This is a genomic window from Limnohabitans sp. 2KL-3 (genome assembly GCF_001269405.1).
Lineage (GTDB): Bacteria > Pseudomonadota > Gammaproteobacteria > Burkholderiales > Burkholderiaceae_C > Limnohabitans_A.
The window spans coordinates 1-25647 of sequence record NZ_CXON01000018.1 but is presented as its reverse complement, the minus strand read 5'-3'; the positions used below and the strand labels follow the sequence as shown (position 1 = coordinate 25647).

Sequence of the window (25647 nt, the reverse complement as noted above, 5' to 3'; positions counted from 1 at the left end):
CGTGAGCACCACCCATCTGCTGTATTTGCACGGCTTCAGGTCGTCGCCACAGTCGGCCAAAGCCCAAATCATGGCCCAGCGGGTGCAGACCTTGCACCCCGGTGTGACCTGGTGGTGTCCTCAGCTGCCCGCTTCGCCTGCGCAAGCTGTTGCCCTCTTGCTGCAGGGCATGGCCGTCTGGCCGCGCGGGCACATGGCGGTCATGGGGTCTTCACTTGGCGGCTTTTACGCCGCATGGCTGTCGGCACACCTGTCCATCCCAGCGGTGCTGATCAACCCGGCTGTGCACCCCTCGCGAGATCTGGCGCGATACATTGGCGAGCACCCGGTTTGGCAAGACCCGGCGCAAAGCATCTTTTTTGAACCTGCTCATGTCCAAGAGTTGGTACAGCTCGAAAGCCAGCCCCCGCCCACCCTGCCCTCAACCCTGGCCTTGATCGCCAAGGGAGACGAGGTGCTCGACTGGCGCGAGATGCTGGCCCGTCACCAAGCCGGTCAGGTGTGCTTGATCGAGGGCAGTGACCACGCCCTGAGTGATTTTGAAGACCATTTGCCGCAAATTCTTGAATTTCTGCGGTTGGTGTGAAGCCCTGAGGGCTGAATGGCCGGGTGGCATGGGAAAATCCAGCCATGTATGCATTTTTTGAAGAAGCCGGCAAATTCATGGCCGGACGGATCATGTCCGAAGCCGAGTCCTCTGCGCAGGTCGAACTCGACTCGGGCAAGCGGGTCAAGGTCAAGTCGGCCTATTTGTTGCTCAAGTTCGACAAGCCCAGCCCTGCCGTTTTGATGAGCGAGGCCGCCGCCTTGAGCCAAAGCATTGAGCTCGAACTGGCCTACGAGTGCGCTTCAGACGAAGAGTTTGGTTTTGGCGATCTGGCCAAGGACTATTTCAGCGCCAACGCCAGCACCACAGAGCAAGTGGCCGCCTTGCTGCGCTTGCACGAAGCGCCCCATTACTTTCGTCGGGGCAGTGCCAAGGGGCGCTTTCGCAAGGCACCCGCCGAGATCGTGCAGCAGGCTTTGCTGGCCATCGAGAAGAAAAAGCAGATTCAAGCCCAAATAGACGCCTGGTCTGCCGAGCTGATGGCCGGCAGCTGCCCAGCCCCCATCCGCGAGCAGTTGTACAAAATTCTGTTTCGCCCCGACAAGAACACGCCCGAATACAAGGCCGTGGTCGAGGCCAGCAAAAGCAGCCAGACCGCGCCTTTGGACCTGCTGCAAAACGCGGGGGCCATCGCTTCGGCCTGGGATTTCCATTGGCAGCGGTTCTTGTTTGACCTGTTTCCCAAAGGCACCGGCTTTCCGGCCCTGCAAGCGCCCGCTATACAGGACGAATTGCCGCTGGCACCCGTGCAGGCGTTTTCCATTGACGACTCGCACACCACCGAAATTGACGATGCTTTGTCGCTGCAAGGCCTGGGCACCGGCACGGTCACGGTGGGCATCCACATCGCCGCGCCTGGCTTGGCGCTGACGCCGGGCAGCCCCATTGATCAATTGGGCCGTGCGCGCCTGTCCACCGTCTACATGCCGGGTTACAAAATCACCATGCTGCCCGACAGTGTGGTGCAAACCTACACCCTGATTGAAGGGCGCGACTGCCCGGCCGTGTCGCTGTACGTGACCTTCAGTGAAGACACGCTGGAGGTGCAAAAGACCGAAACCCGGCTGGAGCGCGTGCCGATTCTGGTCAACCTGCGCCACGACCAGCTGGACGATCGCATCACCCGCGAGTGGCTCGAAGGCGAGGACCTGAGTGACCATGCCGATGTGCCCGTGAGCCGCGCCACGCTGGCGTTTTATTGGCGTCTGGCGCAAACCCTCAAGGCCCGGCGCGAAGTGGTGCGCGGCAAACCCGAGAACTTCAACCGCCCCGACTACAGCTTCAAGCTGGACCGGGCCAGCAACGACGCCCCGCCCACCGGCGAAGAGACCGTGCTGATCGGCACCCGCAAACGCGGTGCCCCGCTCGACTTGATGGTGGCCGAGGCCATGATTTTGGCCAACAGCACTTGGGGCCAGTGGATGGCTCAGCTGGGGGTGCCCGGCATCTACCGCAGCCAAGCCAGCTTGGCCCCGGGCGTCAAGGTGCGCATGGGCACCAAGGCCTTGCCGCATGCGGGCATTGGCGTGCCCAGCTACGCCTGGAGCACCTCGCCGCTGCGCCGTTACACCGACCTGGTCAACCAGTGGCAAATCATCGCCTGCGCCAAGCATGGGGCCACCGCTGCGCTGGCTGCGCCCTTCAAGCCCAAAGACGCCGAATTGTTCTCGATCATCAGCGGCTTTGATGCCGCCTACAGCGCCTACAACAGCGTGCAGTCGAGCATGGAGCGTTACTGGACGCTGCGCCATGTGCAGCAGCAAAGCATGGACGAGTTGGACGCCAGCCTGGTCAAGGAAATGGGCGGCGGCAGCTGGCTGGTGCGTGCCGACACCTTGCCGCTGATGTTCAGTGTCATGGGTGCCCAGGGTCTGGCCCGGGGAGCACATGTGCGCGTCAAGCTCGGCGAGATTGACCTGATGGCACTGGATGTGAGTGGCACCGTGATCGCGCACCTCGATGCAGACAACCCCGTGGATTCTGATGCGGAAGAAGCCGAGGAAGACGATGTCCTGCCCGCAGGACCTGTGACCATTGCTGTGGACCTTCAGGACAGCACACAAAGCCATGAAAACTGATGCCATGGCCGATGGGCCCAAGTCAAGCGCCCCGGCGCAAGCCACCAAGCCATCCCCCCACCGGGGTTTGATTTGGGCATTGTCACTCTCCGTGGCGGTGCATTTGAGTTTGGTGACTTTGCGCTTTGCCGCCCCCGAAACCTACAACCGCGTCTTTCAGGACACGCCTCTTGAAGTGATGCTTGTCAATGCCCGCAGTGACGAGGCCCCACAAAAAGCACAGGCCTTGGCACAGGTCCGTTTGGCTGGGGGTGGCGAGGTGCCTCAAGTGCGCATCGCCAGCTCGCCCTTGCCGCCGGCCTTGAATCCGGATCCTGGCACCGACATCAGCGCAATGCAGCGCCAGATTGAGGCACTCAAAATGCAGCAAATGCGTTTGCTTACACAACTCAAGGACGAGTTGTCGGTGCTGACCCGAGAAAACGCCGGTGACAAAAAGGACGGCCCTGACCGCCAAGCCCGCGAGCAACGCCAACAACAGTTGGCCCGGCAGTTGGCCCAGATTGAGCAACGTGTCGACCAAACTCAGGGTTCGGCCCGCAAGCGCTACATCAGCCCCGCCACACAAGAGGTGGCTTATGCGCTGTACTACGATAAATTGCGCCGGACCATCGAGTACCAAGGCACCTTGAATTTTCCGGAAGCCAACGGACAAAAAATATACGGGCAGCTCACCATGGTGATCACGGTGGACAGTCGGGGCAGATTGTTGTCGACCGAGGTGGCCAAGCCATCGGGCACCCCCATGCTTGATGAACGGGCCGTGGCCATTGTGCGCAGTGCTGCGCCTTTTGGTGTGTTTACCTCCAAAATGCGCCAGCAGGCCGACCAAATTGTGGTCGTCACCCGGTTTGATTTTTCCCGGGACAACACCCTGGAAACGCGCATGCAAGCGCAAGAAAAAGCCAAACCTTGAGACTGTGCAAGGTTTAACGAACACCGAAAGATTGTGATGCGTGCCCTTGGCCGATGGTTGTTGTTGGTGTTGTTGGCCGCGTTGGGCCTGCAGTTGTTTTTTGCCCTGCGCATTGTGAGCATGAACTGGTGGATGCCTGAATCCACCACGTTCCAACGCTCCCAAGCTTGGCAAATCGTGCAGCGTCAAGGGGCGCTGCCTTGGCGTCAGGAATCTGTGTCGATGGCGGCTGTGGCCACCACACTGCAGCGTGCCGTGATCGCCTCTGAAGATGGGGCCTTCACCCAGCACAAAGGGGTTTGGTGGCAGTCTTTGGAAAAAGCGTGGGAGAAAAATGCCAAGGCCAAAGCATTGGCTGAGAAAAAAACGCAAAACCAAGCGGGCAAGCCCCCAGTCACCGCAAAAATTGTGGGCGGCTCGACCATCACCCAACAATTGGCCAAGAACCTTTTTTTGTCCGGTGAGCGCACCCTGCTGCGCAAGGGACAAGAAATGTTGATCACCCTGACCCTGGAGGCGTTTTTGAGCAAACGCCGCATTCTGGAGATTTACCTCAACAGCGTGGAGTGGGGTGAAGGGGTGTTTGGTGCACAAGCCGCTGCACAGCATTACTTTCGCAAAAACGCCTCGCGTCTGAGCGCATGGGAGGCTGCCCGTTTGGCGGTGATGCTGCCCCGCCCGCGTTATTTTGAAAAGTTGCCCCAATCGCCTTATTTGGCAAGCCGTGCCGAAACCATCACCGCCCGCATGAACGATGTGGTTTTGCCATGAGCACGCTGACCCATGCGGCACCCTCGACTTTGCGCATTTTGGGCATTGATCCGGGTCTGCAAACCACGGGTTTTGGTGTGCTCGACATGAGCGGATCCAAACTCCAGTATGTGGCCAGCGGCGTGATCGAGACCACGCGGGAAGAAATGGGCAACTTGCCTGCGCGTTTGAAAGTGATTTATGACGGCATCCGCGAAATCAAAGCGCGTTACCAGCCTGATGTGGCTTCGGTCGAGATTGTGTTTGTGAACATCAACCCGCAAGCGACCTTGCTTTTGGGCCAGGCCCGTGGCTGCTGTGTGACGGCCTTGGTGTCGTGTGATTTGCCTGTGGCCGAATACACCGCATTGCAAATGAAGCAGTCGGTCACCGGCCATGGCCGGGCGGCCAAGTCGCAGGTGCAGGAAATGGTCAAGCGTTTGTTGCACTTGCCTGTGTTGCCCCGGCAAGATGCCGCTGACGCTTTGGGCATGGCCATCACCCATGCCCACGCCAGCCCCTCGATGAACAAATTGGCCGCGCAAGGCGTTCTCAACCGCAAAACCCACGGCATGTTCAGAAGCGGCCGCAGTCACTGAGGCTGGCGGCTCTTCAAAAGCAAAACTCGCCCTTTGGCCTGGGCAAATTTCTGACACTCGCTTGATCTGTTACAGGCTCAATTGGGGGTGTAAGCCAAGCGCACGTAAATGGGGGCGAAGGCCTCGGCTTGGGTGATTTCGACCAAGGTTTCCTTGGCCAATTCGAGCAAAGCGATGAAGGTCACCACCAGCACGGGGGTGCCCAAGCTGGCATCGAACAAGTTTTCGAACTCGACAAACTTGCGACCTTGCAGGTGCTTGAGCACGATGCTCATGTGCTCTCGGACACTGAGCTCTTCCCGGCTGATTTTGTGGTGTTGCACCAAGTTGGCACGTCGCAAAATATCTTGCCACGCTGATTGCAACTCGCCCATGCTGACGTCTGGAAAACGCGGTTGCAGGCTTTGTTCGATGTGCACTTGGGCCTGCAAAAAATCCCGACCATAGTGTGGAATGAGGTTCAGCTGCATGGAGGCCAGTTTCATCTGCTCGTACTCCAGCAGACGCCGCACCAACTCGGCACGCGGGTCCTCGGCCTCTTCGCCCTCGGCGACTTTTTTGGGCGGCAGCAGCATGCGCGACTTGATCTCGATCAGCATGGCCGCCATCAGCAGGTATTCGGCAGCCAATTCCAGGTTGCGTGCCCGGATTTCATCCACATAACTCAGGTACTGACGGGTCACGCCCGCCATGGGAATGTCGAGAATGTTGAAGTTTTGCTTGCGAATCAGGTAAAGCAGCAAGTCCAGTGGACCCTCAAACGCCTCCAAAAACACCTCCAGCGCATCCGGTGGGATGTACAGGTCCGTGGGCATGGCGAAAAGGGGTTCACCATACAAGCGAGCCAGAGCCACTTGGTCCACCACATGGGGCATGGCCTGGGCTTGCTCAAGTTGTGCTGGTGGCAGCTCCTTGGGGGCGGTGCTCATGGGGGGAGAGGGGGCGTTCAGCAGAGGGTCGGGTGGCTGCGACGTGTTCAGGCCAGGGTCTGGTACACGTAAGGCTTTTGGGCCACACGTCCGTCTTTGAATGCCTGTTGATCGTCACGGCTGATGGATTTGTCCCACAACAGGGCGCGACCTTGACGTTGTTGCGCTTCCAGTTGAGGATGTTCGCGCTTGAGTTGATCAATGAATTGTGTAGCGTCCGAAACGTAGTCGGGGCGGCGAAAAATGGACATGGGGGAACTTCCGTTCGGAAAAAGAAAACTGAGCGCTGACCACGGCACAAACTCCAAGACTGTGCTGGGATCTGCATTTTAGCGGGCATGGTGCTCAAAGAGGCTGACAGCGCGGTTCAGTCCAGCAGACAAGTCTTTGACCAGTTGACCTTGAAGGTGTTCAACCAGGCCGCTGCGCCGGGCAATGTCCAGAGGTTGGTGTGACAAACCGCAAACGATGAGCTGAATTTGTTTTTTACGGCAGGTTTCCACCAGATTCATCAACGCATCAGCTCCGGAAGAATCGATGTAGATGACGTTTTTCAGGTCCAGCACCAAAACCGGGGTTTGCACCGTGTCCTCCAACTCTTCCACCAGTTTGACGGCACCAAAAAACAAGGCCCCATACAAGCGCCAAGCTTGAACTTGGTGGTCGTGGCCGGTCAGTTCGGGGTGGTCGGCCGCGCTGACTTGTTCGCACCGGGTCAGGCTGGAAATGCGGTAAATGAAAGTCAGGCAGGCTGCAACCAACCCCACCTCGACGGCCACCGTCAGATCAAAGACAACCGTCAGAAAAAAGACCGCCAACAAAGTGATGCGGTAGGGCAAGCGGTATTGGCGCAAGAGCATGAATTCGCGCCACTCGCCCATGTTCCAGGCGACAAACATCAAAATGGCGGCCAGCGCCGCCAATGGAATGTGTCCGGCCAAGGGGGCTGCCACCAGCACCACGGCCAGCAAAGTGAGGGCATGCACCATGCCCGAAATTGGGGTGCTGCCCCCGCTTTTGATGTTGGTGACGGTGCGGGCGATGGTGCCAGTGGCCGGCATGCCTCCAAAGAAGGGCGTGACAAAATTGGCCACACCTTGGGCCATCAATTCTTGATTCGGGTTGTGCCGGTCGCCGATCATGCCATCGGCGATGCGGGCGCACAGGAGGGACTCAATCGCTCCCAACAGCGTCAGTGTCAAGGTGGGCATGAGCAAAAAACGAGCACTGTCCCAGCTGAACTCGGGCCACGCAAACGCAGGCAAGGTCGCAGGGATGCCTCCAAACTTGCTGCCAATGGTCTCAACCGGCAAGTTCAGCAGCCAAGTCACCAAAGTGGCAAAGACCAGCGCAACGATGGAGCCAGGCATCATGCAGGCCCAGCGGTAGCGGGTGTCCGCCAAACGGCGGCTCATGCGCAACCAACCGACCAACAAGGACAAAGAGGCCATGGCCAGCAGCACAGCGGCCAGACTGGCACTGTGCAGGTTGTGCCAAAGGGTGTGCAAGATGCCAAAAAAATCGGCGGGCATGCTGATGATTTTCAGACCCAGAAAATCCTTGATCTGTGACAGCATGATCAGCACCGCGATGCCGTTGGTGAACCCAATCACCACCGCCACCGGAATGAAGCGGATCAGCGTGCCCAAGCGAAACAAACCCATCAGGAACAGCAGTACACCCGACATGGCCGTGGCCAAAATCAAGTTGGCCAAACCATAACGCTCGACAATGCCATAAACAATGACGATGAAGGCACCGGCCGGGCCGCCAATTTGTACCCGACTGCCACCCAAGGCAGAGATCAGAAAGCCCGCAATGATGGCAGTGAACAGGCCGGCTTCGGGCTTGAGTCCGGAGGCGATGGCAAAGGCCATGGCCAAGGGCAGGGCGACCACACCGACAGTCAGTCCCGCGCCGACATCCTGGCTGAAGCGTTGACGGTTGTAAGCGCTCAAGCTGTCGAACAATCGGGGGCGAAAGAAATGCGTGGCCTGCATCCACTTCATGTGCGTCTCGTGTAGATTTTTTGTGGGCAAATTATGCGGCACGCCAACGCAGGTCGGTCAACAAGGGGCGCAGGCACAACACCCAAAGCAGGGCCGCCAAGGGCACGGTGGTGATGTAACCCCAGTACTTGAAACCCAGTGCCCCGATCAGCCCGCCCAGAAAAAAGCCCAGCACCAGGGCCAGCTGCACCCGCAGGCGCTGGCGGTTGGCACGCACCGGGGTGCCGGGCTGGCTGCGGTTCATGTACAGAAGTTTTCCCAACTCGATGCCCAGGTCGGTCACCAGCCCGGTGATGTGGGTGGTGCGGATTTCGGCTTTGGAAATTTTGGTGATGACCGCGTTTTGCAGGCCCATGATGAAGCACAACAGGACCACGGTGACCGGTACAAACAGCTGCGACCAGGCCGCAATGGCCGCGCCAAACAGCCCGAACACCAGCAAGGCCCCGGATTCGAGCAGGAGCGGCAAGCTGTAGCTGCTGCGCAGCTGCTGTCGCAAGCCCCAGTTGACCAGCACGGCGGTGCACATGGCACCAGACATGAAAGCCATGAGGCATGCCAGGCCCGCCAAGGCCAATGTGATGTTGCCCAGCACCAAGTCGTCGGCCACAGACGAGACGATACCGGTCATGTGCGAGGTGTAGCTGCCCACCGCCAAAAAACCACCTGCGTTGGTGGCTCCAGCGACAAAGGTCAGCACCAGTCCCAGCCGCAGGTTGGCCTCAGGGCTGCGCTGCACATCGGTCCATCCGCGAATCAGGGGGAACATGTGCAGCGTTTCAAAAGTTCAGTGAATCCGCATGCCGGGCTTGGCACCGGGCCAGGGGTGCAGCACATGGATGCCCGGTTCGGCTTTTTCATCCGCGTGGCTAGCAGCCAGCACCATGCCCTCCGACACCCCAAACTTCATCTTGCGGGGCGCCAAATTGGCCACCATCACGGTCAGCTTGCCGATCAGGTCTTCAGGCTTGTACATGCTGGCGATGCCACTGAACACATTGCGCATGCGGCCTTCACCCACATCCAGCGTCAGGCGAAGCAGCTTGACCGAGCCTTCTACGGGTTCGCAGTTCACGATCTGGGCAATGCGCAGATCGACCTTGGCGAAGTCGTCGATGCTGATGGTGGGAGCGATCTCCTCGCCACCCGGAATGAGCTTTTCCTCCACCACGGCCGGTGGCTCGAACAGGGCGTCGAGTTGTTCAGGGGTGACGCGTTGCATCAGGTGTTGGTAGGCGTTGATGCTGTGGCCTGCGCCCAGCAGGCTTTGCGCTTGCTCAAAGGTGAAGGGCGTCACGTTCAGGAAAGCCTCGACCTGCGCGGCCAATGCGGGCAGCACGGGTTTGAGCTGCAGGCTGAGCAGGCGGAAGGCTTCGATGCAGGTGCTGCACACGTCGTGCAATCGCGCGTCTTGGCCTGCTTGTTTGGCCAAGTCCCAAGGTTTGTTTTGATCCACATAGCTGTTGACCTTGTCGGTCAGCAGCATGATTTCGCGCAGGGCTTTGGCGTATTCGCGTTCGTCGTAGAGCGCGGCAATGGTCGGCGCAGCGGCTTGCAAGCTTGTCAGTAAGGCTTGCCCGTCGGCGCTCACGGGGCCGAGTTGGCCGCCAAAGCGCTTGGCGATGAAGCCGGCCGAGCGCGAGGCGATGTTCACAAATTTGCCGATCAAATCGCTGTTGACCCGCGCCATGAAGTCTTCGGCGTTGAAGTCGATGTCTTCGTTGCGGGCCGAGAGTTTGGCCGCCAGGTAGTAGCGCAGCCACTCGGGGTTCATGCCCAGGCTGAGGTACTTGAGCGGGTCCAGGCCCGTGCCCCGGCTCTTGCTCATTTTTTCGCCGTTGTTCACCGTCAGGAAGCCGTGCACGTTCACCTTGTTGGGCGTCTTGCGGCCACTGAAATGCAGCATGGCGGGCCAGAAGAGCGTGTGGAAGGTGACGATGTCCTTGCCAATGAAGTGGATCTGCTCCAGATGGGGGTTGGCCATGTAGGCGGCGTAATCTTCGCCGCGTTTGTCCAGCAGGTTTTTCAGCGACGCCAGGTAGCCCACAGGCGCGTCCAGCCACACATAAAAGTACTTGCCCGGCGCGTCCGGAATCTCGATGCCGAAGTAGGGCGCGTCGCGTGAGATGTCCCAGTCGCCCAAGCCCTCGCTGGTCGTGCCGTCGGGGTTGGTGCGCACCGAAAACCATTCCTTGACTTTGTTGGCCACCTCGGGCTGCAGCTTGCCGTCTTGGGTCCATTGGCTCAAAAACTCGACACAGCGCGGGTCGGAGAGCTTGAAGAAAAAGTGTTCCGAGGTCTTGAGCTCAGGCTTGGCACCCGACAGGGCCGAAAACGGGTTGATCAGGTCGGTGGGCGCGTAGACCGCGCCGCAGCTCTCACAGTTGTCGCCGTACTGGTCTTTGGCGTGGCACTTGGGGCACTCGCCTTTGATGAAACGGTCGGGCAAAAACATGTTCTTTTGCGGGTCAAAGAACTGCTCGACCGAGCGCACCTCGATCAGCGAGCCGCCATCCGCCTGTGAAATGTCGCGCAGGTCGCGGTAAATGGCGCGGGCCAGCTCGTGGTTCTCGGGCGCGTCGGTGCTGTGCCAGTTGTCAAACTGGATGTGAAAACCGTCCAGATAAGGCTTGCGGCCCGCGGCGATGTCGGCCACGAACTGCTGGGGCGTCTTGCCCGCCTTTTCGGCGGCAATCATGATCGGCGCACCGTGCGTGTCGTCCGCGCCCACAAAGTTGACCTGGCTGCCCTGCATGCGCTGGAAACGGACCCAGATGTCGGCCTGGATGTACTCCATGATGTGGCCGATGTGGAAATTGCCGTTGGCATACGGCAAGGCGGTGGTGACAAAAAGCTGGCGGGGCGCGGTGGGGGCAGACATGGTGGGGCAGTTTGTAGGGGAATCGGTGATTTTAGGGTGTATGGGCTGTCTTGTCGGTAAACTTCGGCCCATTCTAGAAAGTGACCATGGCGACCACCGAACAACTCCTCCAGGCTTTGCAAGCCGTCATTGACCCGAACACGGGCAAAGATTTCGTGTCCACCAAAACCCTGAAAAACCTCCAAGTCGAAGGCGGCGATGTCTCTTTTGACGTGGAGCTGGGCTACCCGGCCAAGAGCCAAATCCCGGCCCTGCGTCAGGCCTTGATCGCCGCCGCCAAATGCGTGGCGGGCGTGGCCAATGTGTCGGCCAACGTGACCAGCAAGATCACGGCGCACGCCGCCCAGCGCGGTGTGGCCCTGCTGCCTCAGGTGAAAAACATCGTGGCTGTGGCTTCGGGCAAGGGCGGCGTGGGCAAAAGCACCACCGCCGTCAACCTGGCGCTGGCGCTGGCCGCCGAGGGTGCCAAAGTGGGCCTGCTGGATGCCGACATCTATGGCCCCAGCCAGCCCATGATGATGGGCATCGAAGGCCGCCCGGAGAGCGAAGACGGCCAGACCATGGAGCCCATGGAGAACTACGGCGTGCAGGTCATGTCGATTGGTTTTCTGGTCAATGCCGACGAGGCCATGATCTGGCGCGGCCCCATGGCCACCCAGGCGTTGGAGCAACTGTTGCGCCAGACCAACTGGAAAGAACTCGACTATTTGATCGTGGACATGCCCCCGGGCACCGGTGACATCCAGCTGACCCTGAGCCAGCGTGTGCCCATGACCGGCGCAGTGATCGTGACCACCCCTCAAGACATTGCCCTGCTGGACGCCAAAAAAGGCGTCAAGATGTTCGAGAAAGTCGGCGTGCCGATTTTGGGCTTGGTCGAAAACATGGCGGTGCACGTTTGCACGAACTGCGGCCATGTCGAGCACATCTTTGGCGCTGATGGCGGCAAGAAAATGGCCGCCGAATACGGCATGGATTATCTGGGCGCACTGCCTCTGGACATGCAAATTCGCCTGCAAGCCGACAGCGGCAAGCCCACCGTGGTCTACGACCCCGATGGCGAAGTGGCGCAAATCTACAAGGCCGTGGCCCGCCAGGTGGCGGTCAAAATCGCGGCCAAGGCCAAGGATTTTTCGAGCAAGTTCCCGACCATCAAGGTCAGCAAGGACACCTGAACACCGGGCAGGCCGTCCACTTCGGCGGCCATGCCTCAGTCCTTTGCAAAGAGACCGTTTTGAAGTAATCAATACGTATTCATTGTTATCATTTGCTTTGTGTTGTGAGGTACAAAGTGAATGCTTTCCATCGGCTTGCCGCCGGAGTCCGACAAGTATTGTGGCGCTGGCCCATGGAGTGGCTGGCGGGTTTGTTGGTGGCCGTGGGGCTGTGGGTGGTGCTGTACACCTACCAGTCCAGCGAGGCGATGGTCAAACAATATGCCGCAGAAAGTGCTCAAACGCACGCGGTGTCCATCACACAGTTTCGCAATTTCTACACCCAAGAACTGGTGCCCAGGGCCGTCAAGGCGGGGGTGGACATCACCCACGAATACCAGTTGCGTGACAACGCACTGCCTTTGCCAGCCAGCTTGACCATCGATCTTGGACATTATTTGTCCAAAGTCGATGGCGGCACGCAGGTGCGCTTGTTCAGCGATCAGCCTTTTCCATGGCGCGTGGCTGAGCGTCACCTCGATGATTTCCAGCACCAAGCTTTGCTGCATCTGAAAACGCATCCCGATCGCCCCTTTGTTCGCGAAGAAATCATGAACGGCACCCGTGTGCTGCGTTACGCGCAAGCCGACAAGATGCTGGCCAGTTGTGTGGCGTGCCATAACAGTTACCCTGGCTCTCCCAATACCCAATGGCGAGAAGGGGATGTCCGGGGTGCTTTAGAGGTCGTGCTGCCTGTCTCGGAATGGCAATTGGCCAGCACGGGGGTGTTGAACCGAACTTTTGCTGTTTTGTTGGTGTTGTTGTTTTTGGGCTTTGCTCTGGTGTGGTTGTCCTTGCGCCGAATCCGTTCGGCTTTGCTGACCTCCCGATCCCTTTCTGCAGAGAGGCAAACGGCCATTCGGCAATTGAGTGAAGAAATCCTGGAGCGTGAACAGGTCGAAAAAAATTTGCGCCTGAGCGAAAGCAAACTGCAGAGTATTTTTCGATCGGTTCCCGAAGGCATTGTGGTGGCCGATGCCCATGGAAAAATGGTGCAGTGCAATGATGCAATGGCGGGCATTTTTGGCTACCCGATGGAGGAGTTGATGGGCCAGCGCGTCAATCTGCTCATGGCGGACACGGACCGTCAGCACCACGACCAGTCCATGTCGAACTACTTGGACACGGGTGAGAAGAAGCTCATGAACCAGCCGCGTGTGCTTCATGGGCGTCGGCGTGATGGCAGCTTGTTTCCGGTCAGGGTCACCATCAGTGAAACTCGGCTGGACAAAGAACATTTCTTCATTGGCGTCATGCAGGACTTCACGGCCATCCAAAGTGCCCAGGACCTGCTGGTCGAAGCCAAGGAAAAAGCCGAACAAGCCAATCGCATGCGTGGTGAGTTTCTGGCCAACATGAGTCACGAGATTCGCACGCCCATGAATGGCATTGTGGGCATGACCGAATTGGCCTTGGACACCTCAGAGCCCGATCGGCAAAAGGAATACTTGGTGCTGGCCCGAGACTCGGCCAACCATTTGTTGCAAATCATCAACGAAATCCTGGACTTTTCCAAAATCGAAGCCAAAGCCTTGGAGCTGGAGCTGTTGGAGGTCAGTCCTGCGCAACTGGTGCGTCAAACCGTCCGGTCACTGGAACAACTGGCCTTCGCCAAGGGGGTGGCCGTGACACTGGAGATGGGGTCCGATATCCCTGAGCGCTTGTGGATGGACCCGGTGCGCATGCGACAGGTCTTGACCAATCTGATTGGCAATGCCATCAAATTCACCGATGCGGGTTCTGTCACCGTCTGTACCGAACGCCTGTCAGCAGCCGATGCCAACACGGTGGTTTTGCGCATCAGCATCATCGACACGGGCATCGGATTTGATCCAGAGCGCACCGAGGCCTTGTTCAGCCCTTTTACCCAAGCCGATGGCTCGGTGACGCGCTCCTTTGGAGGCACGGGTTTGGGTCTGGCCATCACACGCAGCCTGTTGCAGCTGATGGGGGGCTCCATCTCGGCCGAAGGGCGGCCAGGCAAAGGCGCTACCTTTGTCGCCACCTTGCCTGTCCGTCAAGTGCTGAATTCGAGCGTGTTGACCCCCCCTCCCACTCTGGACTCAGAGGTGAAGAAGACCCCAGGTCAGACGTATTCGGTACTGCTGGTTGAAGACCATGACATCAACCGCAAGCTCGCTGAAATCATGCTGCAACGCATGGGCTATCGGTATGCCTTGGCCGCAGATGGCCAGCAGGCGCTGGATCGGCTGGCGCAAGAGCGCTTTGACGTGGTGTTGATGGATGTGATGATGCCAGTCATGGATGGCATCAGCGCCCTCAAATTGTTGCGGCAGCGGGAGGCTCTACAAGGCGACAGAACCCGCGTTTTGATGGTCACCGCTCACGCCATGACGGGTGACCGGGAGCGTTTCCTGAGTGCCGGGGCGGATGGCTATGTGTCCAAGCCCATGTCACAGGTGGCTTTGCAAAAAGAAATCGAGCGGGTGCTGAACGTGCGACATTCCAACGAGCCTGGGGCGTCGAATGCCGTGGGTGAGGTCGCCCAGTGACTGTGTTTGTTCTCAACGCAAGAGGCCATGCGCGGCTTGACACAAGGGCAATGCCCAGTACTCGGCAGAAGCCTTTGGGGATTGAAAAATCCAAAAATGTCGGGTAGTTACCAAATAAACAATAAGTATTCATTGCTATTATTCACTTTGCTAAAAAGGTGCAAAGTGAACTCTCCTCGACAACCTCACCCTTCATTCATCGAAAAAACGATTCGCTGGCCCCTCATTTGGGTCGGTTTGGCCTTGCTGATATTGGGATCCGGTGTTTTGCTGTACGCCAATCGGACCTATGAGAACCACGTCAGGCAGGCCGCCATCGATCGTGCCAAAGCGCATGTCCTTGGTTTGAGTCAGTTTCGATTGTTTTATGAGCAAGCCCTGTTGCCGCGTGCCATGCAAGCCGGTGTGCCTTTCACCGAAGATGAGCGATCAAGCCGAAATGCCTTGCCATTGCCTGCAAGCTTGATGGCTGACATGAGCTTGTTTTTGGCCAAAAAAGCGGGTGATATTCAAGTCCGTTTTTACAGCGATGTGCCTTTGTCTGGGCGTGCTGTGCCTGTCGAACTGGACGCCTTTCAAAAACAGGCCTTGGTGGCCCTGCGCAGTCAGCCTGAAGTGCCCTTTGTGCAGGAAGAAATTCGCAATGGGATTCGGGTTTTACGCTACGCACAAGCCGACCGGGTGGCGGTGCAATGCGTGGCCTGCGGTGCCAGCTCTGACAATGAACGTGCCGCACAGGCCGAGGTGGTGGGGGCGCTAGAAGTGGTGTTGCCCATCGAGACCAGCGAAGTCAGCAGCATGTTCACGGTCAAATACACCTTGTTGACGCAGTCCGTGGCGGTGCTGTTTTGCTTGCTGTGGGTGTGGTGGATGCTCAAGGGTTTTCGGGGTGCCTTGCTCAAGGGCCAAAAGCTGTCCAGTGAACGCGAAGCCGTTTTGGCCCAGCTGAGCCAAGAAGTGGACCAGCGTAAAAAAGAAGAACGCCAACGCCGCCTGAGTGAAAGCAAACTGCAAAGCCTGTTCACCTCGGTGCCAGAGGCCATTGTGGTGTCGGACGCCCAAAGGCGAATTGTTCAATGCAACTTTGAAACCGTGGCCATTTTTGGTTACCCCTCAGAGGACTTGATTGGGAAAAAAATCGACGTGCTCATGGCTCCCCAAGAGATGATCGAGCCCGAGCAACCCATGGCGGAGTTCTTGCGGACACGCGAGTCCACCTTGCTCAACCAGGCCCAGGTGATGACGGGCCGACGTAAAAACGGCCAGCTTTTTTCATTGCGCATGACGTTCAGCGAAATGCGTGTGGACGAGGACATTTTGTATGTGACCGTCATGCAGGATTTTTCGGGGACCGAAAACACCCAAAAACTGCTCAGCCAAGCCAAAGAAAAAGCCGAAGAAGACCGGCAATTGCGTGGTGAATTTTTGGCCAAAATGAGCTACGAAATTCGCACCCCCATGAACGGCATCGTGGGCATGACCGAGTTGGCCATGGACACACCGGACAGAGCGGAGCAAAAAGAGTACCTGACACTGGCCAGAAACTCAGCCAACCACTTGCTTCACATCATCAACCAGATCCTTGATTTTTCAAAAATCGAAGCCAATGCCTTGAAGTTGGAGTTGCAAGACGTCAGTCCTGCGCAATGGCTTGAAAAATCGGTGGAAGACATGGTCCCCTGGGCCCGCGCCAAAAACATTGACTTGTTGACCGACTTGTCCCCTCAATTGCCCCTGTTGGTGCGCATGGACCCTGTGCGCATGCAGCAAGTGCTGACCAATCTGATTGGCAATGCCATCAAGTTCACCGATTTGGGTGCTGTGACCGTGGCCATGCAAGCCCAAAGCGCCGCCAGTGCCGACAAGTGTGTCTTGCGCATCAGCATCACCGACACGGGCAAGGGTTTTGATTCGTCCAGATCGGCCTCTTTGTTCAATCCTTTTAATCAGGTGGACGACTCGGACAAACGCATTTTTGGCAGTACAGGTCTGGGCTTGGCCATCACGCGCAGTTTGGTGCACTTGATGGGCGGTGAAATCATTGCCAACAGCCAGCCTGAACTGGGCGCTTGTTTCACAGTGGCCTTGCCCGTCGATTTGGTGTCGATGGCGCCTGAGCAGGTCCGATTGGTGCAAGCGCAGTTGGACAAGCACCCCGTCAGCAAGGATCGGGGCCTTGTGTCCAGGGTGGATGACAGCCCCTTGATGGTCCAATCCATGACCACACGCCAGGGAGAACAGGTCTCTGTGTTGTTGGTCGAGGACCATGAAATCAACCGCAAATTGGCTGAAATCATGATCGAGCGCATGGGCTGCCGACTCGTGTCTGTGCGCGATGGCTTGCAAGCCCTGGATGCCATGGATAAAACCCGTTTTGACGTGGTCTTGATGGACGTGATGATGCCCGTCATGGACGGTCTGGCCGCCCTGAAATTGGTGCGCGAACGTGAAAAAGGCACCGGCTTCAGGTCGCGCGTGTTGATGGTCACGGCCCATGCCATGGCCGGTGACCGCGAGCGTTTCTTGAACGCAGGCGCTGACGGTTATGTGTCCAAGCCCATGTCTCAGGCGAGTTTGCAAACTGAAATCGAGCGCGTTTTGGCCCTCGAAGAGGGCGAAGAGCCCGCCATCTGAAGCCGAGGGCCCTGCGGGAATGGCATTTCAACAGGTGCCCCTCTTCAATGGGGGGCAGTTCAGGGCCCGGCTTGGGTCTCAGGGGGTCTGCTTTTCCAGATCCCGAAGCTTAAAGCGCTGAATCTTGCCGGTAGCCGTTTTGGGCAGTTCGGCTACAAACTCGATGAAGCGCGGATATTTGTAAGGGGCCAGGCGCTCTTTGACAAAGGCTTTGACCTCCTCTTGGCTCAGGGTTTGCCCGGATTTGAGCACGATGAAGGCCTTGGTTTTGGTCAGGCCATCGGTGTCTTCCTTGCCAATCACGGCCGCTTCCAAAATGGCGGGGTGTTGCACCAAGGTGGATTCGACTTCAAAAGGTGAGACGTAAATGCCGCTGACCTTGAGCATGTCGTCGTTGCGTCCCGCGTAGGTGTAGTAGCCGTCGGCATCCCGCGTGTATTTGTCGCCGCTCTTGGTCCACACGCCTTGGAAGGTGTCGCGGGTTTTGCTGCGGTTGTTCCAGTACATCAGGGCGCTGCTGGGGCCCTGGATGTAAAGATCGCCAATTTCGTCGTGACCGGTGATCACCTGGCCGTCCTCGGTGCGCAATTGGACGTCGTAACCGGGCACAGGCTTGCCCGTGGTGCCATAACGCACATCACCAGGGCGGTTGGACAGAAAAACGTGCAGCATTTCTGTCGAACCAATGCCGTCAATGATTTCGCAGCCAAAGTGACTGGACCAGCGCTCGGCGATGTCGCGCGGCAGGGCTTCACCGGCCGATGAGCACAAACGCAGAGCGACCGCTTTGGGGGCGGGCAAATCGGGTTGGGCCAGCATGCCTCCGTAACCGGTGGGAGCACCATAAAACACCGTCGGTTGATGGTCGACCATGCGCTTGAAGGTGGCTTGTGGTGTGGGGCGCTCGGCCATCAGCACCACAGTGGCGCCCACGCTCAGCGGGAAGGTGAGGGCGTTGCCCAGACCGTAGGCAAAAAAGAGTTTTGCAGCCGAGAACACTGTGTCGCTCTCACGCAAATCCAGCACGCCTTGGCCATAGAGCCCGGCCGTCCAGTAGAGGTTGCCTTGGCTGTGCACGGTGCCTTTGGGCTGGCCTGTGGAGCCCGATGAGTACAGCCAGAAAGCCGGTTCATCGGCCAGGGTGGGTGCGGGCAGTGCGGGCGGGTTTTGGGCCACAAAGTCGGCCATGTTGAGTTGGCCCGGGGTCAAGGCCGCTGCAGGGCGAGAGACCACGATGTGAGCCACTTCGGTTTTGCCCAGGTCCAAGGCCGCTTGCAAGGTTGGCAGCAAGGCCCCAGACACCAAAACGGCTTGTGCACGGCTGTTGCCCAACATGAAGGCGTAATCATCGGGCGTCAGCAAGGTGTTGACGGCCACAGGCACCACGCCCACGTAAAGTGCCCCCAAAAAGGCCACGACCCAGTCGCTGCTGTCTTGCATGAGCAAGAGCACACGCTCTTCGCGCTTGAGGCCCAGGGCCTTCAGGCCTCCGGCAAAACGCCGGATTTGATCGTGAAGCTCGCCGTACGTGAGTGAACCCACGTCATCGATCAAGGCGGTTTTGCCCGTGCGCTTGGCGTTGCTGGCGATCAGGTGTTGGGCAAAATTGAAATCTGCGGGGGGTGGGGTCACGGGGCGTGTCATGTGTGTCTCCTCAGGGTTGTCTTGGTTGTTGAAATGACCTGTGTTGGCCCATCTTTTGCAGGAGCCGCGCCCTTGCGGCGATCCGCCTGCTGGGGATTTTCGTTGCGGGGGCGCGGCTCCTACAAGGGGGGTCAGAGGGCCAGTTTGCCGCCCTGGGCGGTCAGCTGATCCAAAGCGAGCGAGCTGCCTTGCACCGCACTGCGGCGGTGGTAGAAATTGAGCGCCCGCAGGCCGCCCAGCTCTTCGCCGCCGCCCGCGCGGCCGGGGCCGCCGTGCAAGCTCATGGGCATCACGTTGCCGTGGCCGCTGTGCAGGCTTGCCACGTCGGGCGAGATGGCGTGCACACGGCCGTGGCTGCTGGCCAAAGCCACGGAGGCTTGTGCGGTGAATACAGGGTCTTCGCTGTAGACCGAGCACACCAGCGAGCCTTCGCCCCGGCGGATCATGGCGTAGGCCTCGTCGATGCTGTCGTAAGGCATCAGGGTGGACACGGGGCCGAACACCTCGACCGCGTGCAGCACCTGGGCTGTCATAGGCGACTCGGTGCCCAGCAGCACCGGGGCCACGCAGGCGCTGGCCGCGTCGGCGTCCACCAGACCCGCGGCGCTGCCGTCAAACAAAACGGTGGCTTCGGTCTTGAGCTGGGCCAGACCCGCCAGCACGCTGGCCTTTTGCTCTTGGCTCACCAGAGCGCCCATGCGCACGGTCTCGTTGCGCGGGTTGCCCACGGTGGTTTTGGCCAGACGCGCCCTTATGGCTTCGGCGGCGGCTTTGTACAAGGCACGCGGCACAAAAATGCGGCGGATCGCGGTGCACTTCTGGCCCGACTTGACGGTCATCTCGCGGGCCACTTCGGCCACCAGCAGCTTGAAGGCTTCGCTGTCTGCGGTGGCCGCAGGCGAGAGCAGGGCGCTGTTGAGGCTGTCGGCTTCGATGTTGCAGCGCACCGACAGCTCGGTCACCGCGCGGTGGCTGCGGATGATCTTGCCGGTCTCTGCCGAGCCGGTGAAGCTGACCACGTCAAACGCTTGCAATGGGTCCATCAGGCCAGCGGAGGAGCCACAGATGACCGACAGGGCGCCCACAGGCAGCACACCTGCGTCGACCACGTCTTTGACCATGCGCTGGGTCAGCCAGGCGGTGGCAGTCGCGGGCTTGATGATGACGGGCACGCCCGACAGCAGTGCCGGCGCGGCTTTTTCCCACAGGCCCCAGCTGGGGAAGTTGAAGGCGTTGATGAACAGCGCCACGCCGCGTGTGGGCACCTGGATGTGCTGGGTCTGGAAGGCCGGGTCTTTGGCCATGCGGATGCGCTCGCCGTCGAGCAGCAGCGTGGTCTCGCCCAGGGCCGCGCCTTGCTTGGCGTAGTAGCCCAGGGTGAAGATCGCGCCGTCAATGTCCACGCCCGAGTCCTTGGCCACCGTGCCGCTGTTGGCCGTGGCGATCTCGTAGTAGGTGTCGCGGTTGGCTTGCAGGACTTCGACGATCTTGGTGAGCAATGCAGCGCGTTGCCCGTAGCTTAGGGCACGCAGCGCAGCGCCGCCTTGTTCACGGGCAAAGGCAAAGCCTTCGGCCAGGTCCATGCCGTTGCTGGACACACGGGCCAGCTCGGTGCCCAGCACCGGGTCGAACAGGGGCGTGCCTGCACCGGTGCCTGTTTGCCAGCGGCCTGCAAAAAAGTTGGGAAGCAATGGGGACATGGGCGTGGCTTTCGGTTGGATGGGGGGCGATGGGGGCGCAATTTGCACTGACAGTGCATCAAAGTTTGTTCCACGGGGCCAGTTGGCGGTATAAACAAAGCTTCATGCATTATTGTGCTTGCCCTCTAGTATGCATTAAAGTGCATGTTTTGGGTTTCCTGAAATCCTAGGGTTTTCCCCTTGTTTTGTCATTCCGTGTTGAACATGACCTCTGAAGCCAGCTTGCCCATCGATCCGACCGAGCCCGACACCCGACGCCATCCTTTTTTGGAAGCCTTGGGGGAGCGGGTGCGCAACTTGCGCTCGCGTCAAGGCATGACGCGCCGCGCCGTGGCTTTGGCCGCCGAAGTCTCTGAACGCCACTTGGCCAACCTCGAATACGGCACTGGCAACGTCTCGGTGTTGGTGCTGTTGCAGGTGGCCAACGCCTTGCAATGTTCTTTGGCCGAATTGCTCGGTGATGTGACCACCCGCTCGCCCGAATGGCTCTTGATTCGTGAGTTGCTGGGCCAGCGCAGCGAAGCCGATTTGCGCCGTGCCAGATTGCAGCTGGTGGATCTATTGGGCGAAGGGGGTAACGCACAAGAGCGTCAGAACCGCATTGCCTTGATCGGTTTGCGCGGGGCAGGCAAAACCGCGCTGGGCCAGCGCTTGGCCGACGACATGGGATTTCCCTTCATTGAGCTGAGCCGAGAAATTGAGCAATTTGCCGGATGCCAGATCAGCGAGATCCACAACCTGTATGGGGCCAATGCCTACCGACGCTACGAGCGACGGGCACTCGAGGAAGCCATTCAGATTTACCCTGAAGTCGTGATCGCCACACCCGGGGGGCTGGTGTCGGATTCGGCCAACTTCAACCTGCTGCTCTCGCACTGCACCACCGTGTGGCTGCAGGCCGATGCCACCGACCACATGGGCCGTGTGGCCGCCCAAGGGGACATGCGCCCCATGGCCGCCAGCCGCGAGGCCATGGAAGACCTCAAACGCATTTTGGAAGGACGAGCCGCTTTTTATTCCAAAGCCGACATGGCCATCAACACCAGTGGCCGAACAGAAGACCAGGCTTTTGAGGCCTTGCGTACTTCGGTTCGCCAACATCTGGGACGTCCGGCTTGATGGGGACTGCGAAAAATTGGTTCATAGGGTAAATACCTATTAAATGCATTAAAGTGCATATTACGCGGACGGCAAAGATGCACTAAACTTCAGCTCAACATGCAGTGAACTGCATTTTTGACAGAAATCAATTCCACCCCTTCACCGATGGAGACACCCATGACCGCAGCGCTTCAAGTCAATTACCAAACCCACCCCTCGCAGTACAAGCACATCCACCTGGCTTTTGATGGCGAGATCGCGACCTTGTCGATCAACATCAACGAAGACGCCGGCATTCGCCCTGGCTACAAGCTCAAGCTCAACAGCTACGACTTGGGTGTGGACATTGAACTGCACGACGCGCTGCAACGCATCCGTTTCGAGCACCCCGAGGTGCGCTCGGTGGTGGTGACCAGCTTGAAAGACCGCGTGTTCTGCTCGGGCGCCAACATTTTCATGCTGGGTGTGTCCACCCACGGATGGAAAGTGAACTTCTGCAAGTTCACCAACGAAACCCGCAACGGCATTGAAGACTCCAGCAAGCACGACGGCCTGAAATTCGTCGCCGCCCTGAACGGCGCTTGCGCTGGCGGCGGCTATGAGCTGGCCCTGGCCTGCGACGACATCGTGCTGGTGGATGACCGTTCTTCTTCGGTGTCTTTGCCTGAAGTGCCTTTGCTCGGCGTGTTGCCCGGCACCGGCGGCCTGACCCGCGTGACCGACAAGCGCCATGTGCGCCACGACCTGGCCGACATTTTCTGCACCAGCGTCGAAGGCGTGCGTGGTCAAAAAGCCGTGGACTGGCGTCTGGTCGATGCCGTCGCCAAGCCCGCCGTGTTCAAAGATGTGGTCAAGGCACGCGCCGCAAAGCTGGCCGCTGGCAGCATCCGCCCTGCAGGCGTCAAGGGCGTGGAACTGACACCCTTGAACCGCACCATCGCGGCCGATGCGCTCACCTACACCAACGTCTCGGTGGAGATCGACCGTACCAAGCGCATTGCCACCTTCAACGTCAAAGCCCCTGCCACAGCCCAACCCACCGACATCGCGGGCATCGAAGCCGCAGGCATGAACTGGTGGCCGCTGCAGATGGTGCGCGAATTGGATGACGCCATCCTGCACATGCGCACCAACGAACTGGACATCGGCACCTGGGTGCTCAAAACATCGGGCGACGCCGCTGCCGTGTTGGCTTCGGACGCCACCATGCTGGCGAACAAAGACCACTGGTTTGTGCGTGAAACCATCGGCCACCTGCGCCGCACCCTGGCCCGCATGGACGTGACTTCGCGCAGCCTGTTCGCCCTGATCGAAGAGGGGACATGCTTTGTCGGCACACTCGCCGAGTTGGCTTTCTGCGCCGACCGTGCTTACATGCTGGCGCTGCCGGACGACGAAGCCAAGGCCCCCAAGATTCAACTCAACGAAATGAACTTCGGTTTCTTCCCCATGGTCAACGACCAGACCCGCTTGCAGCGCCGCTTTTATGAAGAAGTGCCTGCCATGGAAGCCGCTCGCGGCGCGATTGGCAAGGCCTTGGATGCTGACGCCGCTCTGGCCCTGGGCCTGGTGACTGCCGCGCCTGACGACATCGATTGGGCCGACGAAATCCGCTTGGCCCTGGAAGAGCGCTCTTCCATGTCGCCCGATGCCCTGACCGGTCTGGAAGCCAACCTGCGTTTCGCCAGCCAAGAAAACATGCTGACCCGCATCTTTGGCCGCCTGACCGCCTGGCAGAACTGGATCTTCCAGCGCCCCAACGCCGTCGGCGAAAAGGGTGCCCTGAAGGTCTACGGCAAGGGCGAAAAAGTCCAGTTTGATCTGAACCGCGTTTAAAAATTTTTCACCAGGAGAACATCATGTCCGGTATCAACTACAGCGAAAAAATCCCCAACAACGTCAACCTGAGCGAAGACCGCACCTTGCAGCGTGCCCTTGAGCAATGGCAGCCGAACTTCATCAACTGGTGGGACGACATGGGCCCCGAAGGCTCGACCGACATGGACGTGTACCTGCGCACCGCCGTGAGCGTGGACCCGCAAGGCTGGGCCCAGTTTGGCCACGTCAAGATGCGCGACTACCGTTGGGGCGTGTTTTTGAACCCCGGCGAGCAAGACCGCAAGATCCATTTCGGTGACCACATCGGCGAGAAAGCTTGGCAAGACGTGCCTGGCGAACACCGCGCCAACCTGCGCCGCATCATCGTGACCCAAGGCGACACCGAGCCAGCATCGGTCGAGCAGCAGCGCCACCTCGGTCTGACCGCCCCCAGCATGTACGACCTGCGCAACCTGTTCCAGATCAACGTCGAAGAAGGCCGCCACCTGTGGGCCATGGTCTACCTGCTGCACAAATACTTCGGCAAGGACGGCCGTGAAGAAGCCGATGCGCTCTTGCAACGCAACAGCGGCAACGAAGACAACCCCCGCATCTTGCAGGCTTTCAACGAGAAGACCCCTGACTGGTTGTCCTTCTTCATGTTCACTTACTTCACCGACCGTGACGGCAAGTTCCAGCTGTGCGCTTTGGCCGAGTCGGCATTCGACCCCCTGGCCCGCACCACCAAGTTTATGCTGACCGAAGAAGCGCACCACATGTTCGTGGGCGAGTCCGGCGTGAGCCGCACCATCCAGCGCACCGTGGACGTGATGAACCAGTTGAAAACCGACGACGTGGCCAAGCTGCGCGCTGCCGGAGTGATCGATTTGCCGACCATCCAGCGTTACATCAACTTCCACTTCTCGGTGACCATCGACTTGTTCGGTGCCGACCAGTCGTCGAATGCCGCCACTTTCTACAGCTCTGGCTTGAAAGGCCGCTACGAAGAAGGCAAGCGTGGTGATGACCACATCCTGAAGGGCAACAGCTACAAGATTTTGTCGGTCGAAGACGGCAAGCTGGTCGAAAAAGAAGTGCCCATGCTCAACGCTTTGAACGAAGTGCTGCGCGACGACTACATCACCGACTCCAAAGGCGGCATCGACCGTTGGAACCGTGTGATCTCCAAGGCGGGCATTCCTTTCACATTGACTGCGCCGCACAAGGCGTTCCACCGCAACATCGGCTCTTTGTCGGGTGCCAAGATCACGCCGGATGGCCGTGTGGTGAGCGATGCCGAGTGGATGGCCAAAGTGGGCGAGTGGTTGCCCACCAACGAAGACCGCGCCTATGTGGCCAGCCTGATGGGCCGTGTCGTTGAGCCCGGCAAGTTCGCCAACTGGATCGCGCCCCCCGTCATGGGCATCAACCGTCAGCCCGTGGACTTTGATTACGTCCGCTTCAACTGATTGAGTCTCTTGCTGCCGTCCTCGCTGTTTGCGGGGGCGGCAGTTGACAGAGGAAGGGGCGGGTTCCTCATGCTGGGGTACCAGAAATCGTCACCCGCCCCTTCCTCTGTCAACTGCATGGGGTTTGTTGAGCGTCTGTTGGTGGCTGTGTGGCTGGTTGTTTCTATGGTCTGCCTCGAGTTGAGGCGGTCATTGAAAGGGCAAGGGGCGGGTTCCTCATACCGGGGTACCGAAAATCGTCACCCGCCCCTTGCCCTGTCAACTGCATGGAGTTGGTTCTGTGTCCTTGACGTCAATGGACTACTGGTTTGCCAGTGGTTTGAAGGTGCTGCCTTGAAATGAGGCGGTCACTGAAAGGGCAAGGGGCGGGTTCCTCATGCCGGGGTACCGAAAATCGTCACCCGCCCCTTGCCCTTTCAATGACATGGGTGTGCGAGTCAAAGACACCGGTAGACTGACGACGTTCAAGCAGGCACTGAGCGACGGTATGGCTTGGGGCCGGGCGCCGATTTCTGGTACCCCAGCATGAGGCGCCCGGCCCCAAGCCATACCGTTGCGGACCACGCAGACAACAGACAAAACGCCAAAACACGAGAGAGCCAAGACATGAGCACAGAAGCGACCCTGATCAAACAACACCTGATCGACCCGGAAATCTGCATCCGCTGCAACACCTGCGAAGCGATCTGCCCCGTGGGTGCCATCACCCACGACTCGCTCAACTACGTGGTCAAGGCCGATGTCTGCAACGGTTGCATGGACTGCATCTCGCCATGCCCCACCGG

The 25647-nt window shown here is 59.1% G+C and carries 19 protein-coding genes; 12 read left to right on the top strand and 7 right to left on the bottom strand.

The annotated features are described in order from the left end of the window. The first annotated feature begins 1 nt into the window (after position 1). The 5 genes from AMM41_RS17365 to ruvC are packed head-to-tail and all read left to right on the top strand — an operon-like array spanning position 2 to position 4950. Positions 2-586, top strand: a complete 585-nt coding sequence (locus AMM41_RS17365) for a YqiA/YcfP family alpha/beta fold hydrolase (protein ID WP_089962167.1) — start codon at positions 2-4, stop codon at positions 584-586. A 44-nt stretch (positions 587-630) separates the two neighbouring features. Further along, positions 631-2685: a ribonuclease catalytic domain-containing protein gene (locus tag AMM41_RS17360; protein WP_089962163.1), complete on the top strand. Its 2055-nt coding sequence runs from the start codon at positions 631-633 to the stop codon at positions 2683-2685. After that, positions 2675-3601 (top strand): energy transducer TonB, encoded by a 927-nt coding sequence (locus AMM41_RS17355; protein ID WP_228769337.1) that lies wholly within the window; start codon positions 2675-2677, stop codon positions 3599-3601. Before AMM41_RS17360 ends, AMM41_RS17355 begins: the two co-directional genes overlap by 11 nt. A gap of 36 nt (positions 3602-3637) precedes the next feature. Then, positions 3638-4372, top strand: coding sequence for a monofunctional biosynthetic peptidoglycan transglycosylase (gene mtgA / locus AMM41_RS17350; protein WP_089962158.1), 735 nt, complete (start codon positions 3638-3640; stop codon positions 4370-4372). Between the two features lie 29 nt (positions 4373-4401). Next, on the top strand, positions 4402-4950 hold the full coding sequence (ruvC, locus tag AMM41_RS17345) for a crossover junction endodeoxyribonuclease RuvC (protein ID WP_089962359.1): 549 nt from the start codon (positions 4402-4404) through the stop codon (positions 4948-4950). A 77-nt stretch (positions 4951-5027) separates the two neighbouring features. Here the strand turns inward: ruvC and AMM41_RS17340 are convergent, their stop codons facing one another. From AMM41_RS17340 to metG, 5 genes are all read right to left on the bottom strand, one after another. Further along, on the bottom strand, positions 5028-5879 hold the full coding sequence (locus tag AMM41_RS17340; protein ID WP_089962154.1) for a segregation and condensation protein A: 852 nt from the start codon (positions 5877-5879) through the stop codon (positions 5028-5030). Positions 5880-5926: 47 nt separating this feature from the next. Further along, positions 5927-6130 (bottom strand): DUF3460 family protein, encoded by a 204-nt coding sequence (locus AMM41_RS17335; protein WP_089962151.1) that lies wholly within the window; start codon positions 6128-6130, stop codon positions 5927-5929. Positions 6131-6208: 78 nt separating this feature from the next. Then, complete coding sequence (locus AMM41_RS17330; protein ID WP_089962148.1) at positions 6209-7888, bottom strand: SulP family inorganic anion transporter; 1680 nt, start codon at positions 7886-7888, stop codon at positions 6209-6211. 31 nt (positions 7889-7919) lie between these two features. Next, on the bottom strand, positions 7920-8657 hold the full coding sequence (locus tag AMM41_RS17325; RefSeq protein WP_089962144.1) for a YoaK family protein: 738 nt from the start codon (positions 8655-8657) through the stop codon (positions 7920-7922). An 18-nt stretch (positions 8658-8675) separates the two neighbouring features. Further along, positions 8676-10769: a methionine--tRNA ligase gene (gene metG, locus AMM41_RS17320; protein ID WP_089962141.1), complete on the bottom strand. Its 2094-nt coding sequence runs from the start codon at positions 10767-10769 to the stop codon at positions 8676-8678. 86 nt (positions 10770-10855) lie between these two features. On the opposite strand from metG, the gene apbC reads away from it, so the two are divergent. The 3 genes from apbC (at position 10856) to AMM41_RS17305 (ending at position 17130) form a co-directional block, all read left to right on the top strand. Next, positions 10856-11944 carry an iron-sulfur cluster carrier protein ApbC gene (gene apbC, locus AMM41_RS17315; RefSeq protein WP_089962134.1) on the top strand — a complete coding sequence of 363 codons (1089 nt, stop codon included), beginning with the start codon at positions 10856-10858 and terminating at the stop codon, positions 11942-11944. A gap of 173 nt (positions 11945-12117) precedes the next feature. Beyond that, positions 12118-14496 (top strand): response regulator, encoded by a 2379-nt coding sequence (locus AMM41_RS17310; RefSeq protein ID WP_089962132.1) that lies wholly within the window; start codon positions 12118-12120, stop codon positions 14494-14496. 243 nt (positions 14497-14739) lie between these two features. After that, the gene (locus AMM41_RS17305; RefSeq protein ID WP_194944844.1) at positions 14740-17130 is read left to right on the top strand and encodes a response regulator; all 2391 of its coding nucleotides are present in this window, start codon (positions 14740-14742) and stop codon (positions 17128-17130) included. Positions 17131-17208: 78 nt separating this feature from the next. On the opposite strand, the gene AMM41_RS17300 is transcribed toward AMM41_RS17305, so the two are convergent. Together AMM41_RS17300 and AMM41_RS17295 are read right to left on the bottom strand one after the other, a co-directional pair. After that, a complete protein-coding gene (locus tag AMM41_RS17300; protein WP_089962123.1) occupies positions 17209-18774 on the bottom strand; it encodes a benzoate-CoA ligase family protein in 1566 nt (521 codons plus the stop codon). A gap of 131 nt (positions 18775-18905) precedes the next feature. Beyond that, entirely contained in the window at positions 18906-20474 is a 1569-nt protein-coding gene (locus tag AMM41_RS17295) for a 3,4-dehydroadipyl-CoA semialdehyde dehydrogenase (protein ID WP_089962355.1), read from the bottom strand. Positions 20475-20678: 204 nt separating this feature from the next. Here AMM41_RS17295 and AMM41_RS17290 point away from each other — a divergent pair, with 204 nt between their 5' ends. The 4 genes from AMM41_RS17290 to AMM41_RS17275 form a co-directional block, all read left to right on the top strand. Beyond that, the gene (locus AMM41_RS17290; protein WP_089962119.1) at positions 20679-21593 is read left to right on the top strand and encodes a helix-turn-helix transcriptional regulator; all 915 of its coding nucleotides are present in this window, start codon (positions 20679-20681) and stop codon (positions 21591-21593) included. Between the two features lie 159 nt (positions 21594-21752). Continuing rightward, positions 21753-23411: a 2,3-epoxybenzoyl-CoA dihydrolase gene (gene boxC / locus AMM41_RS17285; protein WP_194944843.1), complete on the top strand. Its 1659-nt coding sequence runs from the start codon at positions 21753-21755 to the stop codon at positions 23409-23411. A gap of 23 nt (positions 23412-23434) precedes the next feature. Further along, positions 23435-24862, top strand: coding sequence for a benzoyl-CoA 2,3-epoxidase subunit BoxB (boxB, locus tag AMM41_RS17280; RefSeq protein WP_089962111.1), 1428 nt, complete (start codon positions 23435-23437; stop codon positions 24860-24862). Between the two features lie 606 nt (positions 24863-25468). Beyond that, positions 25469-25647 (top strand): 4Fe-4S binding protein (locus AMM41_RS17275; protein ID WP_194944842.1); only part of this gene is annotated, 179 nt, incomplete at its 3' end.